At 69.1% G+C, this 16,299-nt stretch carries 10 protein-coding genes; 7 read left to right on the forward strand and 3 right to left on the reverse strand.

Annotated elements, in window-relative coordinates:
- The first annotated feature begins 279 nt into the window (after window positions 1-279).
- Window positions 280-792, forward strand: a complete 513-nt coding sequence (locus RIV12_RS07505; RefSeq protein ID WP_075417739.1) for a PH domain-containing protein — start codon at window positions 280-282, stop codon at window positions 790-792.
- A 101-nt stretch (window positions 793-893) separates the two neighbouring features.
- Here RIV12_RS07505 and ahpD read toward each other — a convergent pair whose 3' ends face one another.
- Both ahpD and RIV12_RS07515 read right to left on the reverse strand, forming a co-directional pair.
- Window positions 894-1,424 carry an alkylhydroperoxidase, AhpD family gene (gene ahpD, locus RIV12_RS07510; RefSeq protein WP_309323020.1) on the reverse strand — a complete coding sequence of 177 codons (531 nt, stop codon included), beginning with the start codon at window positions 1,422-1,424 and terminating at the stop codon, window positions 894-896.
- A gap of 55 nt (window positions 1,425-1,479) precedes the next feature.
- Window positions 1,480-2,058, reverse strand: a complete 579-nt coding sequence (locus tag RIV12_RS07515; RefSeq protein WP_309323021.1) for a peroxiredoxin — start codon at window positions 2,056-2,058, stop codon at window positions 1,480-1,482.
- 313 nt (window positions 2,059-2,371) lie between these two features.
- On the opposite strand from RIV12_RS07515, the gene RIV12_RS07520 reads away from it, so the two are divergent.
- The 6 genes from RIV12_RS07520 (at window position 2,372) to RIV12_RS07545 (ending at window position 14,411) form a co-directional block, all read left to right on the forward strand.
- On the forward strand, window positions 2,372-3,415 hold the full coding sequence (locus tag RIV12_RS07520) for an MsnO8 family LLM class oxidoreductase (RefSeq protein WP_309323022.1): 1,044 nt from the start codon (window positions 2,372-2,374) through the stop codon (window positions 3,413-3,415).
- A 667-nt stretch (window positions 3,416-4,082) separates the two neighbouring features.
- Window positions 4,083-5,744 carry a DUF7059 domain-containing protein gene (locus RIV12_RS07525; RefSeq protein WP_309323023.1) on the forward strand — a complete coding sequence of 554 codons (1,662 nt, stop codon included), beginning with the start codon at window positions 4,083-4,085 and terminating at the stop codon, window positions 5,742-5,744.
- 453 nt (window positions 5,745-6,197) lie between these two features.
- Window positions 6,198-10,307 (forward strand): SpaA isopeptide-forming pilin-related protein, encoded by a 4,110-nt coding sequence (locus tag RIV12_RS07530; RefSeq protein ID WP_309323024.1) that lies wholly within the window; start codon window positions 6,198-6,200, stop codon window positions 10,305-10,307.
- An 89-nt stretch (window positions 10,308-10,396) separates the two neighbouring features.
- A complete protein-coding gene (locus RIV12_RS07535; protein WP_075417662.1) occupies window positions 10,397-11,998 on the forward strand; it encodes a SpaH/EbpB family LPXTG-anchored major pilin in 1,602 nt (533 codons plus the stop codon).
- Window positions 11,999-12,248: 250 nt separating this feature from the next.
- Window positions 12,249-13,286, forward strand: a complete 1,038-nt coding sequence (locus tag RIV12_RS07540; protein WP_256695478.1) for a class C sortase — start codon at window positions 12,249-12,251, stop codon at window positions 13,284-13,286.
- 141 nt (window positions 13,287-13,427) lie between these two features.
- Window positions 13,428-14,411 (forward strand): phosphatase PAP2 family protein, encoded by a 984-nt coding sequence (locus RIV12_RS07545; RefSeq protein ID WP_075417738.1) that lies wholly within the window; start codon window positions 13,428-13,430, stop codon window positions 14,409-14,411.
- Window positions 14,412-14,606: 195 nt separating this feature from the next.
- On the opposite strand, the gene RIV12_RS07550 is transcribed toward RIV12_RS07545, so the two are convergent.
- Window positions 14,607-16,289, reverse strand: coding sequence for a sensor histidine kinase (locus tag RIV12_RS07550; protein WP_428978922.1), 1,683 nt, complete (start codon window positions 16,287-16,289; stop codon window positions 14,607-14,609).
- Window positions 16,290-16,299: the final 10 nt, after the last annotated feature.

Below are 16,299 nucleotides of genomic sequence, written 5' to 3' on the forward strand. Positions count from 1 at the left end.
TCGCGACGAGGAGGCCGCCGAGCGCCTGGCGGTGCGCCTCGTCCTGCCGCTGGGCGCCTGCCACCTGCCGGCCTTCGTCATCCTGGGGATCGCTCCGGTTGTCGCCTCAGTCGGCATGAGCATGCTCGCCGGGTGAACGCACCCCGCTCTGCCGGTGCCCTGCCCCCGGAGGCGCTCCCGCCCGCCCAGCGGCCCGAACACTCCCGGCTGATGGTGGAGAACCGGGGACTCCTGGCCCTTCGGGTGCGCGAACCCCCGGCGGCCTGGCACGATGGGGGCATGGCACTGTCGAAGAAGCTCCTGAGCCGCGACGAGGTCGTGGTGCGGCACATGCACACCCACATCAAGGTCCTCCTGTGGCGGTTCGTCGTCGAGATCCTCCTGCTCGTGGTCGGCGTCGTCGCCTCGGTCATGGCCCCCGCCACCTGGCAGCCCTGGGGCGTCCTGGCGATCTGGGTGGTGATCCTCGTCGTGAGCGTCCCCCTGCTGATTCTGCCGTGGCTGCAGTGGTACATGCGCACGTACACGGTCACCACCAAGCGCATCATCACCCGCTCCGGCATCATCAGCCGTGTCGGCCACGACCTGCCCCTGACCCGGATCTCCGACATCCAGCTGGACAAGGATGTCAGCGACCGCTTCTTCGGCTGCGGCACGCTGGCCCTGCAGACCTCCGCCGATGACCCGCTCCTCCTGCACGACGTCCCTCAGGTGGAGATGGTCCAGGTCGAGATCTCCAACCTGATCTTCGACGACACCCAGGGCGCCATCGACGCCGATCCCCGCAGCTGAGCGGTACTGGCTCCTAGACATCTAGACAGACGGCGGCCGCCGGCTCCTCCTGGGGAACCGGCGGCCGCCGTCGTTATTGTGGTGATCGTGTCGGGGCCGGGTCAGTCGAGGGTCTCGACGACGCCGACCGCCTGGGCCACGCCGGTCAGGGTGGCGGCGATGCGCACGGCCTCCCAGACCTGCTCGGTGCTCAGGCCCTCGCCACGCACGGTGGCCTCGTGGGCGGTCACGCACTTCTCGCAGCCGTTGATGGTGGACACGGCCAGGCTCCACAGCTCGAAGTCGACCTTCTCCACACCGCCGGAGGTGCCGATGATGTTCATGCGCAGGCCCATGCGCTCGTTCTCGTAGGCCGAGCCCAGGAAGTGGCGCGTGCGGTAGGCGACGTTGTTCATCGCCATGATGGAGGCCGCGCCCAGGGCGGCGCCGATGGCCTCCTCGGACAGGTGGGTGCGGGCGTCCTCCATGACCTGGACCAGGACGGACTCGTTGCGGGTCGCGGCGGCCGCGGCCACGAAGGTGCCCCACTGCTGCTGCTCGGTCAGTGAGGAGGAGCGGGACAGGGTGGACAGGTTCAGGGAGAGGTCCTTGGCCCACTCGGGCAGGGCGGAGCGCAGGTTGTCGATGCTCATGTGTTCTCGTTTCGTCGTTCAGGTGGTGGAGGTCAGGGGGCTGGGGCGGGGCCCGTCAGCTCATCTCGCCCAGGGCGTCGATGGTGGCGGCGCCGGCCTGCCAGTTGCAGGCGCACAGCTCGTCGGACTGGAGGGCGTCGAGCTGGCGCAGGACCTCCTCGGTGTTGCGGCCCACGGAGTCGGCGGTCACGGAGACCGACTGGATGACGTTGTGGGGGTCGATGATGAAAGTGGCGCGGTCGGCCTCACCGGTGGCGCGCTTGATGCCCAGGGCCTCGGTGAGCTCGCGGTTCAGGTCGCTGGCCATGGGGAAGGGCAGGTCCTGGAGCTTGTCGTGGCTGCGGCGCCAGGCGTAGTGGGTGTACTCGTTGTCCACCGAGACGCCCACGATCTCGCAATCGCGGTCCTTGAAGTCCTGGTAGAGGTCGCCGAAGGCGGCGATCTCGGTGGGGCACACGAAGGTGAAGTCCTTGGGCCAGAAGAAGACGACGCGCCAGGTGCCGGCGGGAACCTGCGAGGAGACGGTGGTGAAGTAGTCCTCGGGCTTGCTGGCCTCAACCTCCTTGAGGTTGCCGGGAACGACGGCGGTGAGCTCGTAGGCGGGGAACTGGTCTCCGATGGTGAGAACGGCCATGGGTGCCTCCTGAATGATGCGAATCGCGGTGCGAGTTGGTGCGGGCCTGCGCCGGCCTGTGCCGGCCCAGGTGGGGCCGGTGCGGGGCGGCTCCGTCGGTCCAACCGTAAGGCGCCAACGCCATAGGTGCAACTAAAAGTTGTCCTATCTTTAAGAAGGTATACCTTATCTGGTGACGCTGCGGTGACACACCCCAGGGGGCTCGTTCGCGTCCGCTGCGCGGGGGCTTCCACCCGCCGGTCCGCTCAGTCGGAATGAGCCGCCGTCCCGCGGTGTTGCCCCACTACCGTCGCACACCAGGTCAGGAGAAGTCATGAGTCCTCGTCTCAGCCGGATCAGCGTCCTCGAGCAGGTCCCACTCTTTGAGGGGGGAGAGGTTCGCCGGACTCTGGAGGACCTCGTCCGCCTGGGGCGCGGCCTGGAGGAGTCCGGCTACCACCGCTTCTGGCTGGCTGAGCACCACAGCACCGGATCCTTCCTGTCGTCGGCGCCCGACCTGCTCATGATGCACATCCTGGACGCCACGAACAGCATCCATGTGGGCTCGGGCGGCGTCATGGCCATGCACTACGGCTCGCTCCAGATGGCCGAGCGCTTCGCCACCCTGGCCGCCCTCCACCCCGGCCGCGTCGATATGGGGCTGGGCCGCGCCCCCGGCGGGGACATGCGCGCGGCCGGAGCCCTCAACCAGGGCCGCGTCATCGATCCCGACGCCATCAACACCCTCATTGAGGAGACGGTCGCCCTCCTGCGCGACGACCTGCCGGCCACGCATCCCTACGCCTCCGTCGAGGTCCAGCCCCGCCCGACCCAGCTGCCGGAGGTCTGGCTCCTGGGCTCCTCAGGGCAGTCGGCCGCCTGGGCCGGAGTCCACGACCTCAACTACGCCTACGCCCAGTTCTTCACCGGCCGCCAACAGGTCGAGATCATGAACCACTACCGCGCCCACCTCCCCGAGAGCCAGGGGACCCGGACCGACGGCGCACCCCACCGCGGCGGCTACGGCTCCATCCACGGGGGCCAGACCCTCTCCGCCCTGTGCGTCAGCGCCGCCGCCACCCGCGAGGAGGCCCGTGAGCAGGCACTCGTGGCCGCCGACGCCCGCTTCAGCCTGCGCACCGGCCGCCCCATGCGCTTCCGCGACCCGGCCACCCTCGACGCCGCCTACCGCGCCGAGGTCGAGCGCTACCTTGAGCGCGACACCGCCATCATCGTGGGCACCTATGACGAGGTCGCCCGGGCCCTGTCCTCCTTCGCCGAGAATCACGGCACCGAGGAGGTCATGCTCATCAGCTACATCGATGACGTCGAGGTCAAGATCCGCCAGTACACCGAGCTCGCCTCCCGGCTCCTGTGAGCCGGCGGTCTTTTGTCTCCGCACGTCTGAGGTGTGCTCGGGAGGGATCCCGGGCAGGGCGGTCGCCCTGGAGCCGACGGCGGGCCGAGGGGAGAGGGCTGCTGGGCCACTGGTGTCCATGGTGCTGACATCACCCCCGCACCGACGCCGCACGCCGAAGATGAACCGCAGCATTCCAGGGATCCTCTGTGGCCGCTTCGACGGTGGGCCGGTTGATGTCAGCGCTGTGGACACTGGGCCGAGCAGGAGTGAGTGGGTGGTAGAGCCCGGTGCCTTCGTCACAGGTCCTGCCCCCGCCCGACCCCTCTGTCTGACCCCTTCTGGCTCCCGTGCGAAGGCCCGGAGGCCATGACTCGACGTCGGTTCCACCCTGAGTCTCACCTCGGGCTGGTCTACTGCACGCGGGTTGGGATCTAGTGGTCAAGGGTTGTGCGTACTGCACGAAGGCCCTGCCTACCCGAAGTGCACCCGACCCTCCTCCAGGAGCACCCCACCCTCGTGCAGTACACGCCCCGCACCACCCGAACGAGTGTGAGCAGCCGAACCAGCCCCGACATCAGGGCATTCGATCCTCGTCGAGGCCAGGAGCCAACACACCTGTGAGCCGGCGGGCGCCCCTGCGGCGGGGCGCCCGATGCGAGCGGCGCCCCGCGTTACGGTCGGTTTCATGAACCCTGCGAGCGCCCGGTCCGCGTCCGAACCGTCGTCGTCCTTCCCGCCTCCGACGCTCACGCCCGAGCAGGCGGTGAGCCTGCGGGCGGACCTGGCCGAGTCCGGCTGGGGAGTGGAGGCGGTGGCCGCGCTCCTGGGCGAGGTCGCCGACGCCGCCCTGCGCCGGGAGATTCGTCTGCCCGCTTTGCGAGCCGTGCGCACCGCCCTGGCCGCCGGGCCGGCCCCCTCGCCCGTGGCCGTCCTGACCGCCCTGTTCATGCTCGGCGAGCCGGTCCCCGCCACCGCTCTCGACGCCGCCCTGCCCCGCACTGCAGCGGCGGGCGCGGCCGCCATCGGCCTGGTCGGCGAGCCCGATGAGACCGGATGCGTCCGTGCCCGCCTCGACCTGCGCCCCCATGAGGCCGTCGACGACGCCGGCGAGGTCCGCTGGTGGGTAGCCTCCGACCTGGGTGAGCTCGTCACCGGCCGGGCCCTGGCCCCCGACCACGTCCTGGGTGTCGGTGGCGCCGGCCTCACCCTGGCGGGCCTGACCCCGCGCACCCCCGTGCGCACCGCCCTGGACCTGGGCTGCGGCTGCGGCATCCAGACCCTCTACCTGCTGCGTCACGCCGAGCGCGTCGTCGCCACCGACATCTCCGCTCGCGCCCTGGCCTTCACCGCCTTCAACGCGGCCCTGGCCGGCGTGAGCGTCATCGGTGCCCCCAACGCCGACACCGGCTCCGGTTCTGAGGCCGGCTCCGACTCCGGTGCCGGCCGACTGGAGCTCCTGCGCGGCTCCCTCCTGGAGCCGGTGACCGGCCGTCGCTTCGACCTCATCGTCTCCAACCCTCCCTTCGTCCTCACCCCGCCGGCGGTGCGCGAGGCCGGTCTGCCCCTCATGGAGTACCGCGACGCCGGCGGCCCCGTCCTGCCGGCGCTCGTCGCCGGGCTCGGCGAACACCTCGAGCCCGGCGCGGTCGCCGTCATGCTGGGCAACTGGGAGCACCGTGGCGTCGGCGCGTGGAGTGACGCCGTGGCCGCCTGGATCCCCGAGGAGCTCGACGCCTGGGTCATTGAGCGCGAGGTCCAGGACCCGGTGGAGTACGCCACCATGTGGCTGCGCGACGGCGGCCTGACCCTCGAGCGTGACGCCGGGGGCTTCGAGACCGCCCTGGAGGCATGGATCGACGACTTCGAGGACCGCGGAGTCCGGGGCATCGGCTTCGGCTACCTCATCGTCCACCGTCCCCGGCGCCCCCGCGAGCCCTGGCGCCTCCTGGAGGAGGTGACCACCTCCGGCCAGGGGGTCCTGGGCCCTCATGTCGCCCAGGTGCTGGAGGTGCGCGAGCTGCTCGCCGGTCTCGACGACGAGGCCGTCGCCGACCTGCGCCCGGTACTGGCCCCCGACGTCACCGAGGAGCGTCACCTCATCCCGGGGGCCGCCGAACCCACGGTCATCCTGCTGCGTCAGGGCGCAGGGCTGGGACGGACCCTGCAGGCCTCGACGGCGGTGGCCGCCCTGGCCGGGGTGGCCGACGGCGAGCTGAGCATCGGGCAGGTCGCCTCCGCGGTCGCCGCGCTCAGTGAGCTGAATCGTGCGGATGCGGCCGCGCTGCGCGCGGAGATGGTCGAGGCGACCCGGCGCCTTGTGACCATGGGCTTCCTCACTGTCGACTGAGAATTACGCGCCGAAAAAAATTCAAAAAGGCGCCTGCTTTCAGTGAGCATGCGGTAGGTAATCTCTCTTTTTTGAGACTGGCGATTTATGTTCGCCGCCTGCCCTTAATTATCGTGACCTCCCCACCATGAACGATGCACAACTGTGACGTAGGGCGATCTGCGGTATCTCTGGGGAAAGTGGTTGTGTCGCGCAAAGATGCGCGATTGTTGTTCTCTGAGGGGGCTCTCGAGTATCGGGATGCTTGTGGGAGTTCTACATTTCTTGGCAGCCAAGTTTGTGGCGCACCTCAGCGCTACCGTCTCTCATGATCGGAATCACATCGGCATGCCCCGCATATCAAGGTGCTCGCGAAGCGGGCACGACGGAATTCTGTGCAAATTCTTTGCCGCGTTCAGCTCTGTTGCCATTGTTTCGGTAATGATGGTGGCTTTTCCGTGGCTGGTGCCGTCTGTGGATGCGGCCACGAGCGACCTCAGCGTCCCCCTGGGGGAGACCGAGGTGCAGATCGCGTACGTGCGCAACACCGAGGGGAGTGACGTCATTGCCGATTGGGCGGACGGCTACTACTACTCGGCGCTCCCGTGGCAATGGGCCGCCACTCGGGCCTGCATCCGCTACTCGCCCGCCGGCGGCGACTACTCCACCGGTGTGGTCAAGGGGAGCAGCGGATCCTACGCCACCGTTGGCTACGGGCGCCGGGAGCTCGGTGGGAGCTGCCCGGGCTTCGAGGGGGACCCCTCCTGGGGCAGTCAGTCCTCCCTGGGGTTCCAGCCATCCAACACCACATCCGTCAAGGCCGGTCAGGTTTTTCTTGTCGGAATGATGAGGCACGTCAACCGTCCCATCTACTCCGATACCAGCGCGGTCACCAACCCGGCCAGGCCGGAGACGGCCTACTACGGGAGCTTCACTGTCCGGACGGCCGGAACGATCGAGGCGAACTTCCCCTGGGTGGAAAAAGACACGATTAACACCTGTACTGGAAAGATCGATTCCGACGGCAGGCTGATCGTTGGAGACTACGGCAGGGAGGGGGAGGTGATCCCGACTTCTTATGCCTATGACTCCAGGGGAAATGTTGGACGTTATGGGCGCAACTACGTGTATATGTACCAGAATAACCGTCTGGTGCGATTCGATGGATATATGTCCCAGGACTACACGGACAAAAATGGGCGCAGCTGCTCGGACGACATCCTCGATATCAAGTCCGACCGCTCGGACACGGCCTGGACCGACCCGAGCACCGGCATCAGGTACAAGCTGAAGCTCTGGGGATTCGTCAACAACGGGAGCTCCGACAACTGTCAGGCCCAGCTGTCCAAGGCTGAGTCCGCGGGCCTTGAGGAGCGCTTCATCACCCGAGAGCAGTCCATCTCCTACGGGTGCCTCTACGGCTCCCTGGAGCAGGAGCGCCCCGTCACCTTCGCCAAGGACATCAAGGCCGACCCATCCGTCCACGGGTCGTTGACGATTCCTCAGTTCACCTACCTCAACGCCTCACCCGAGGGCACCTACGGTCACGAGAACTGGGGTACCCCCTCCGGACTCACCCCCACCTGGAGTGGCGAGGCCGTGGACCCGCGGACCTACACCCTGCTGGCCCCCAACGACGCCGCCACGGTTCAGGAGGCGCAGGCCGACCCGCAGGCCGTTGTCGACCGCAACACCGGCGATGTCCGGACATCCGGTTGGTTCCTCCGCAACGTCACCTGTACGGCGGGGACTCGGGGAGCGCCGCTGCTGCGCCGTGACGGAACCACCCGCCTGGACCAGTCCGACTCGGTGGACCTCGACAAGCGCACGATCCGCCTCGATGAGACCCAGCTCGCTGAGCGTCAGGACGAGGTCGCCGTCAAGTGCGTCTGGCACAACGAGTACGTCGTCGGCCGCGGGCGCGTCACCCTCGTGGCCGTCGTCGACGCCGGTCACGCCAGGCCCGAGCAGTGGACCCTGACCGCCAAGCCCGCCACCGAGGGTCTCTTCGGGCAGAAGACCATCACCGGCGCCAGCGGCACACCCGCCGTCAGCAAGGTCTACACCGCCGGCGGCACCTACGTCCTCTCCGCAGGCAAGGGCCCCGAGGACTACTCGCAGAACGGCCCCTGGGTCTGCACCGATGACGACGGCAGTGACGCGCCCGTCAGCAGCGACAACACGTTCGTGCTGGGCGAGGGCAGGAACGTCACTTGCGTCGTGCACCAGAAGCCCCAGCAGACTCCCGTCAGCGCGGTCAAGACCGTCGACGGAGCCTCCGACGCCGCCACGGCCGGCTCCTACTCCCTGAGCTACACCTGCACCCCGGGTCCCGGCGGCAAGGCCATCTCCGCCGGCAAGATCACGGTGGACGCCAAGGGCAACGCCGCGGACCTGCCCGCCCAGCGCGTGGGCGCCACCTGCACCGTCACCGAGGACGCCCGTGACGCCAGGGGGCTCAAGCAGCCGGGCTCTCCGGCCGGTGGAAGCCTCAGCTGGAAGGACCCGGCCGCCTTCAAGGTGGTCACCAGCCCGGGCGACCATGAGAAGGAGGTCGCCTCCACCGCCGTGGCCCCGACGAGGGGCAACGCGGGTGGCGTCACCTTCACCGTCCCCGACTCCACGCAGGGCGCCGTGAGGATCAAGGTCGTCAACTCCGTCCTCCCGCACGCCGGTATCGCCAAGACCTTCACCAAGGTCGCCAAGAGCGCCGAGAAGGTCAATGGCCGCACCACCTTCGACCAGACCTACACCATCACGGTGACCAACCCCTCCGCCAAGGCGGGCCTCACCTACGACCTCAACGACGCCTGGCAGGCTCCCCGCGGGGTCACCGTCCACAAGGTCAGCATCTCCGGCGGTGCCATCACCGGCACGGAGACGCCTCAGGCCGGGGTCGCCTACACCAAGACCGGCATCACCCTGCCCGCGGGCCAGAAGCACATCTACACGGTGGTGCTCAACGTCTCCGGTCCCGACGCCGGACTGCCCGGTGTCCAGGGGACCTGCACCCCCGGAGCCGTCAGCCAGGGCAAGGCCGTCTACAACAAGGCCTCGGTGACCACGAAGGGCGACGGGCAGCCCAAGGAGGCCGCAGCCTGCGGCACTCTGCCCATCAGCCCCCGGTTCAAGGCCTCCAAGACCCCGCTCGACGTGGTCCGTAACGGCGACGGCACCTTCACCTCCGGCTACACGGTGACGGTCACCAACACCTCCCTGGCTGCCAGCCCGGTGGTCGCCGACCTCACCGACACCCCGCAGATGCCCGCCGGCACCTACCTGCGCAAGGTGCGGATCCTGGAGAAGGGCGTCGACGCCCGGGGTGTCGCCCTTCCCACCATCAACCCCACCACCGGAACCCTCAACGGTTCGATCACCCTCATCAAGGCGGGCACCGGAGAGAGCCTCGCCGCCGCTCCCCGGACCGGGGCCGACGGCGGCAGCCGAACCTTCACGGTGCAGATGACCTTCACGGTTCGCGAGAGCACCCCGGGCTACAACGAGTCCGACTTCCAGTGCGGTCACCAGCGCGCCGACGGCAAGCCCTCCGGCCTGGTCAACACCATCGCCATGGAAGGCGACACCGACGGCGGGGGGAACAACCACGGCTGCCTGTCCACCTCCGGCAGGCTGAGGTTCTCCAAGGAGGTCACGACTCAGCCGGGCAACGGCTCGACCTTCGACGTCGTCTACACCGCGAGCGTGACCAACGAGGGATCGCTGACCGCGTCCACCGGGCCGATCGACGACAAGCCCTCCTTCGCCCCCGGGATCAACCCGACCCTGGTCAAGGTGCAGCGCGAGACGGGGCCGGCCCGGACGGTCTCCGCCCAGCCCGACGGCTCCTACCGCCTGTCCGACAACGAGCAGCTGTACTCGGGCCTGACGATCCGCTACACCGTCACCTTCACGGTGAAGATCGACCCGTCGGCCTCCGGATACCGCGATGACCTGCTGTCCTGCACCACGGAGAAGGCACGCCTCGTTCCCGGCCACGGCCTGTACAACAAGGTCGTTCCTCAGGCGGGCAAGGACTCCGACACCCGGCCCGACCACGACGTGGCCTGCGCCAATGTCTCGCCCCATGCCGGCAAGCGCGTCCTGTCGATCGTCAAGACCGGTAGTCAGGGCCCCCTGGATGACGCGGCCTTCGACATCTACCCGATGGACCCCTCCACCCCGGGTGCCAAGCCCCTGACCAACGGTGTGACCTTCACCGGCGGCAAGGGAACCGGAACCTTCACCACCACGGGACTGGCCATCAACCGCGAGTACTGGCTGGTGGAGACCAAGGCTCCCGCCGGGCACCAGCTCATGGCCAAGCCGGCCCGCTTCAAGGTGACCGACACGGGCATCGAGATCATCACCGCGACTCCAGACGGCTCGGCACTGACGGTCTCGCGCAGCGGGGCCAGCAAGTCCGAGGACACGATCACCGTCCGAGACCTCCAGGTCGGCACCCTTCCGCTGTCCGGCGGACGCGGCATCGGAATGAACATCGCCGTCGGGATCGCGGCCATTACCGGCGCCGGCCTGCTGGCGCTACGTCAACGAAAGACTTCCTCGTTCGGGCGCTCGGCCTGATCGCGAGAAGAACCCACGACTCCGCTCCGTCGCGCGCGGGTCACCCCATTCATCCCTCATCCATCCCAACAACACAGGAGAGAACAGAAATGCACTCCCTCACCACGCGCCGGGGCCTCGGCCTCGCCGCTGCGATGACGCTCGCCGCTGGCGCGCTCGTCGCCCCGACCGGCGCGGCGGCACCCGCTGACCCGAACGGCTCCACCATCGACCCCGACGCGGCCACGACGCTGACCATCCACAAGTGCGAGCAGACCGACACCAACGGCGTCAAGGAGGGTGACGGTAACGAGGACCCTGCAGCCGAGTGCAAGCCCGTCTCCGGCGTCGAGTTCACCATCACCAAGCTGAGCGTGGACCTGACCACGTCCGAGGGCTGGGAGACCCTGGCCAAGCTCAAGGGCGACGTCTCCCAGACCAAGGATTTCAAGTCCGGTACCGTCCAGAAGATCACCACCGGTGGTGATGGCCTGGCCGCCTTCACCGACGCTCAGACCGAGGTCGGCGCCTACCTCGTCAGCGAGACCAGGACCCCGGACAAGGTCATCCCCGCCGAGGACTTCGTCGTCACCCTGCCGATGACCAATCCGCAGGACACCACCGCGTGGAACTACAACGTCCACGTCTACCCCAAGAACACCATCTCCGGTGTGGACAAGCAGGTGACGGACAAGCCGGCCCCCGGCTCCGGTCACGACATCACCTACACCATCACCACCTCCATCCCGAAGGTGGACTACCCGGGCGGTGCGCGCATCAAGCGCTACGAGGTCGTTGACCAGCTCGACAAGCGCATCAAGAAGGACGCCCTCACCCCGGTCGTCAAGATCGTCGGTCAGAACGGGATGACCCTGGCGAACACCACCGACTACACCCTCATCACCGCCGATGGCGCCGACCACAACTGGGCCACCATCCAGCTCACCGAGGAGGGCCGCCGCAAGGCCTCCGAGGCTCGTTACAACGGCAACGGCGAGACCAAGATCCAGGTGACCCTGACCGCCACGTTCGACGCCAACGTCGACCTGGAGGGAGACCTGTCCAACACCGCGGGCCTCATCCCCAACGACAGCCCCAACTTCACCTGGGACCCGAACCGCCCCGGCACGAAGGTCCCCGGCATCCCCACCACCCCCGCGCTGTCCAAGTACGGCAAGGTGGTCGTCACCAAGACCGGTACGGACGACCTGGCCGACAAGACCACGTACAACGGCGCCCAGTTCCAGGTCTACGAGTGCACCAAGACCGCGAGCGGCGCCACACTGCGTGACGCCGACCCCAGCACCTCGACCGTCGACCCGCTGACCATCGGTGGGCAGAAGACCTTCACCACCTCCGGCCAGGGCGTCGTGGAGATCAACTACCTGCGCGCCAACGACTACGTCAACGGTGTGGCGAAGTCCCAGGACCAGCTGACCGCCGAGGACCACTACTGCCTCGTTGAGACCAAGGCGCCCGAGGGCTACAACCTCCAGGCCGACCCGATCCCCTTCCGCGTCATGGCTGAGAAGGCCACGGCCAAGGCCGCGACCGCGGTGACCGTCACCGACGTGCCGAAGAACGCCGGCTTCCGCCTGCCGCTCACCGGTGCCAACGGCGTCATCTTCCTGACGGTCGCGGGCGCCCTCCTGGTGATCGGTGGCGCGGTGTCCGCCTACGCCAACAAGCGCCGTCACGCCGCCAGGCACTGACCGCTCCTGACGGCCACGGGGCGACGAGCCCCATCCGGTCGTCATCCTGCTGACTGCTCACTGCGGGGGAGGCGGGAGAACCCGTCTCCCCCACGGGGCGTTGCAGGGATCCTCCCTCCCCATCGGTAACCCGCCACCGATCCCCATCCGCCCCTCACAGCGAGCTCCGCAGACAACCCGACGAAGGAAGGCACGGTTCTCCGTGACAGCGCTACCCCCATTACTTCGCGACCGCATTACCCGGCCCTGCATGAGCCGGGCCGAGAAGGGGCCCGACGGCGCGGCTCCGCGGCCCGGCCCGGGCGAACCGGTCTCCCCTGGGACCGGCCCGGACGAGGCGGCCCGCCGCAAGGTCCTGCGCGAGCACTTTCTGACCTGGCTCCCACTGGCCCTGGTCCTGCTCGGCGTCGCCGTTCTCCTGTACCCGGTCATGGCGACTCGGCACAACAACGATGAGCAGCAGCGCCTGGCCACGATGTACACCGCCTCCGTGAACGCGGCCGGGCCGGAGGCCATCGCCGCGGAGCGCGCCTCCGCCGAGACCTACAACAACAACCTGGAGAGCGCGCCGATCCTCGACCCCTGGCTCGAGCTGCAGCGTCCCGACACCCCCCAGTACCAGGCCTACCTCCATGAGATGGACATCGACCCGGTCATGGCCCGGATCGTCATCCCCTCCATCCACGTGAGCCTGCCCGTCTACCACGGCACCGACAGCCGTACCCTGGCGGAGGGGGTCGGGCACCTGTTCGGCACGAGCCTGCCGATCGGCGGCCCCTCCACCCACGCAGTCCTCACCGGTCACACCGGGCTGTCCACCGCGACCATGTTCGACAACCTCAGCCAGGTCAAGAAGGGCGACGCCTTCTACATCTCCTCCCTGGGGCAGACCCTCAAGTACGAGATCACCGACATCACCGTCGTCAAGCCCGATGAGACCGACTCCCTGCGCAAGGTCCCCGGACGCGACCTGGTCACCCTCATCACCTGCACGCCCTACGGCGTCAACTCCCACCGTCTCCTGGTCACCGGTGAGCGCGTCCCCATGGACCCCACGGCCGCCGCGGCCGAGGAGGCCAAGGCCCTGCCTGCCCCCATGCAGACCTGGATGAAGGCCATCATCGCCGCCGTCGTCGTCATTCTGACGATCGTCACCGGCATCCTCGTGCGCCTGTGGTGGATGCGTCGTCGCCGGCGCTCCCGGGGCGCCGGTGGACGGGCCGCCAAGGACTCGGCCGCCGCGGCTCGGAGGGACCGGCAGCCGGCCCCCGGGGGCGCAGCCCCCTGACGGGCCGATCACCGAGGCCGCCGGCGCACCGGTCGATGACCCGCTCAGCGACGTGGAGGCACACGAGCCGTGAGCAGTCCCGCACAGGAATCGCTGCTGACTTCCTATTGGATGGTGCGGGCGAGAACCTACGATCGGCCGGTGGCCTCCTTCCAGACGCAGACCTCCCGCTCCCTGGGACAGCTGCGTCTGCGCGGAGGTCTGCTGTCCCTGTCCTGCCTGGCGGCGACGCTCGGCCTGTGGCGACTGTTCGTATTCACCCACACCGGCCAGGTTCTTGACGCCATGGCCCTGGAGGGCTCGGAGATCGGCTCGCACTACGTGAGCGCCCACGCCCGCACCCTGCTGTCCGTGGTGTCCATGCCGGCGGCGGTCGTCCTCGTGGTGACGATCCTCGTCATCGGTCTGCTGCGGCGCAGCCACCGGCGCGCCGTGTGGGCCGTCGTCGCCGTGGCCGGGGCCAACCTGACCACCCAGATCCTCAAGTACCAGTTCCTGTGGCGGCCCGACTTCAACATCACCGAGCGCTGGGACAACGCCAACACCCTCCCCTCGGGGCACACGACCATGGCGGCCTCCGCCGCGGTCGCCCTCATCCTGCTGTCCGGGCGGCGCTGGCGGCCGCTGTCGGCCTGGGCGGGGGCGCTGTTCACCATCGCCATGGGCTACTCCACCCTCGTGTGCCAGTGGCACCGCCCCTCCGACGTCCTGGCCGGGATCTTCGTGCCCGTGGCCTGGGGGGCCTTCGCCGTGGCCGGCGGGGCCTGGCGCGCCCCCTGGTCCCTGCGCGAGGGAACCGGGGAGGAGGGCTCCGGTGAGGTGCCCGAGCTGACCACCGTGGGGACGATCCCGGTGACGGCCGCCGGGCCGCGTCTGTGGCACCAGTTCGTCGGCAACATTCTGTTGGCCGTTACCGGCATCGTGTGCACCCTGGGGGCGCTCGGTCTGGGGGCCTGGGTGTGGCGGCACCTGGACGGTCCGGACTCGCGCTGGCAGCTCTTCGGTGCCTACGCCACCGGGTCTGTGGCCGTCGTCGGCGTCACCTGCCTGTCCCTGTCCGCGCTCGTCTCACTCACCGACTGGGGCCGCACCCGCCGCAAGCACGACCCCCGCCATCGCGACTGACGGGCACTCGACGCCGTCGAGCACGTGAGCCCTCGCCGAGGGGCGTTCGTTGTCCGCTCCACGAAGGTCGGGACCTACTGGCCACGGGTTGTGCGTACTGCACGAAGGCCCGACCTGCGTGGAGTACAGCCGACCCTCTTTTAGTGGCTCCCGGCCCTCGTGCAGTGGCCGGCCCTGAGGGGTGGGTTCTGGCTCCTAATCCTCGACGGTGGCGGCCGGGAGCCTGACGGTGAAGGTGGTCCCGTGGTCCTCGGGAGCGGTGGAGGAGTCGACGTCGATGCGGCCGCCGTGGGACTGGATGATCGCCAGCGCGATCGACATGCCCAGGCCCGTCGAGCCGGTGCGCCGCTCACGTGAGGAGTCCCCCCGGGCGAAGCGCTCGAAGAGGCGCTCGCGCACGTCCGGAGCGATCCCCGGGCCGTCGTCGTGGATGCGCACGATGAGCGTGCCGCCCTCGCGCGCCAGTGTCGTGGTCACGTGGCTGCCGGCGGGGGTGTGGACCCGGGCGTTGGCCAGGAGGTTGACGATGACCTGACGCAGGCGGGCCTCATCGCCGATGACCAGTGGGGGCTCGGGCAGGAAGTCCTCGGCCTCCTCGGCAGTGGCGTCGGCCGGCGGCTCCAGGACGGCCAGGTCCAGCTGCCAGTCGTGGTCGGGGCCGGCCGCACGGGCGTCGGCCACCGTGTCCACCAGGAGGCCGACCAGGTCCACCTCCTCGCGGCGCAGCTCGCGCCCGGCGTCCAGGCGGGCCAGCAGCAGCAGGTCCTCGACGAGGGCCGTCATCCGCACCGACTCGGAGTGCACGCGCTCCAGGGCGTAGGTGGCCTCCTCCGGCAGGTCGGCATCGGCCCCCTCCCGGCGGATGAGCTCGGTGTAGCCGCGGATCGAGGCCAGTGGTGTGCGCAGCTCGTGGGAGGCGTCGGCCACGAACTGGCGTACCTGCGTCTCTGAGCGCTGGCGCGCGGCCAGGGCGGACTCCACGTGCCCCAGCAGCGTGTTGAGGGCGCCGCCGACCTGCCCGACCTCGGCCGAGGAGTCCAGGTCCGCCTTCTCCACGCGGTCCTCGATGCTCACCTCGCCGCGCTCCAGCGGCTGAGAGGCCACGCGGTGCGCGGTGCGGGCCACCCGCTCCAGGGGCGCCAAGGAGGAACGCACCATGGTCCGCCCGGCCAGGGCCACCACGAGGGCTCCCACCAGCGCCACCGCCAACTCGATGAGCAGCTGGGTGCGGATGAGCGCCTTGTCGCCCTCCAGGGAGAGCCCGGTGATGACCGTGCTGCCCGAGGCCTCGTCACGCGTGGCCACCACCCGGTAGCTGCCCAGGTGGTGCAGGTGGACGGTGACGGGGTGGTCCTCGGTGGCCTCGGACAGCAGCAGCCGGCAGTCCTCCTTGGAGATGGCCGCGTAGTGGCCGTTCTTGTCGATGTAGGCGGCGGCCTCGCTGCCGGAGGCCGATGTCTGCGCGGTGATGAGCGTCAGCGTGCCGGTGGACTGCCCGGCGGCGTCGAGGCCGGGAGGGACCCCCTGCTTGTCGGGGTCGCCGTCGGTCCCGCCCGTCCCGTCGGGCTGGCCGTCGGGTTTCTCCGCGCCCTCCTGGGCCGCCTCCTCGGAGGCCTTCCTGGCCTCCTGCGTCAGGTCGTGGCGCTTGTCGGCGGCGCGCTGGGCGGCCGCCATCAGCTGACTGTCCGTCCGCGTCATGAGGGTGTGGCGCAGGCTGACGGTGGAGAAGGCGCTCATGACCGCCGCCATGACCAGGACCAGCCCGAGCACCCCGACCACCAGCCGGGTGCGCAGACTGCGAGGAGGCGTGAGCAATGAGCCGGGCCGCCACGAGCGCAGGCTCATCCGCCGCCTGGTCGGTGCTGGCTGCTGGGACATCTGCGGGTGC

Source organism: Actinomyces stomatis (genome assembly GCF_031292835.1).
Taxonomy (GTDB): domain Bacteria; phylum Actinomycetota; class Actinomycetes; order Actinomycetales; family Actinomycetaceae; genus Actinomyces; species Actinomyces stomatis.

Bases quoted from the DNA above. Each gene is read 5' to 3' on its own strand.
- RIV12_RS07540 (WP_256695478.1), top strand. From the start codon at position 12,249: ATGAGCCGGGCCGAGAAGGGGCCCGACGGCGCGGCTCCGCGGCCCGGC.
- RIV12_RS07515 (WP_309323021.1), bottom strand. From the start codon at position 2,058: ATGGCCGTTCTCACCATCGGAGACCAGTTCCCCGCCTACGAGCTCACC.
- ahpD (WP_309323020.1), bottom strand. From the start codon at position 1,424: ATGAGCATCGACAACCTGCGCTCCGCCCTGCCCGAGTGGGCCAAGGAC.
- RIV12_RS07535 (WP_075417662.1), top strand. From the start codon at position 10,397: ATGCACTCCCTCACCACGCGCCGGGGCCTCGGCCTCGCCGCTGCGATG.
- RIV12_RS07505 (WP_075417739.1), top strand. From the start codon at position 280: ATGGCACTGTCGAAGAAGCTCCTGAGCCGCGACGAGGTCGTGGTGCGG.
- RIV12_RS07520 (WP_309323022.1), top strand. From the start codon at position 2,372: ATGAGTCCTCGTCTCAGCCGGATCAGCGTCCTCGAGCAGGTCCCACTC.
- RIV12_RS07525 (WP_309323023.1), top strand. From the start codon at position 4,083: ATGAACCCTGCGAGCGCCCGGTCCGCGTCCGAACCGTCGTCGTCCTTC.
- RIV12_RS07550 (WP_428978922.1), bottom strand. From the start codon at position 16,289: ATGTCCCAGCAGCCAGCACCGACCAGGCGGCGGATGAGCCTGCGCTCG.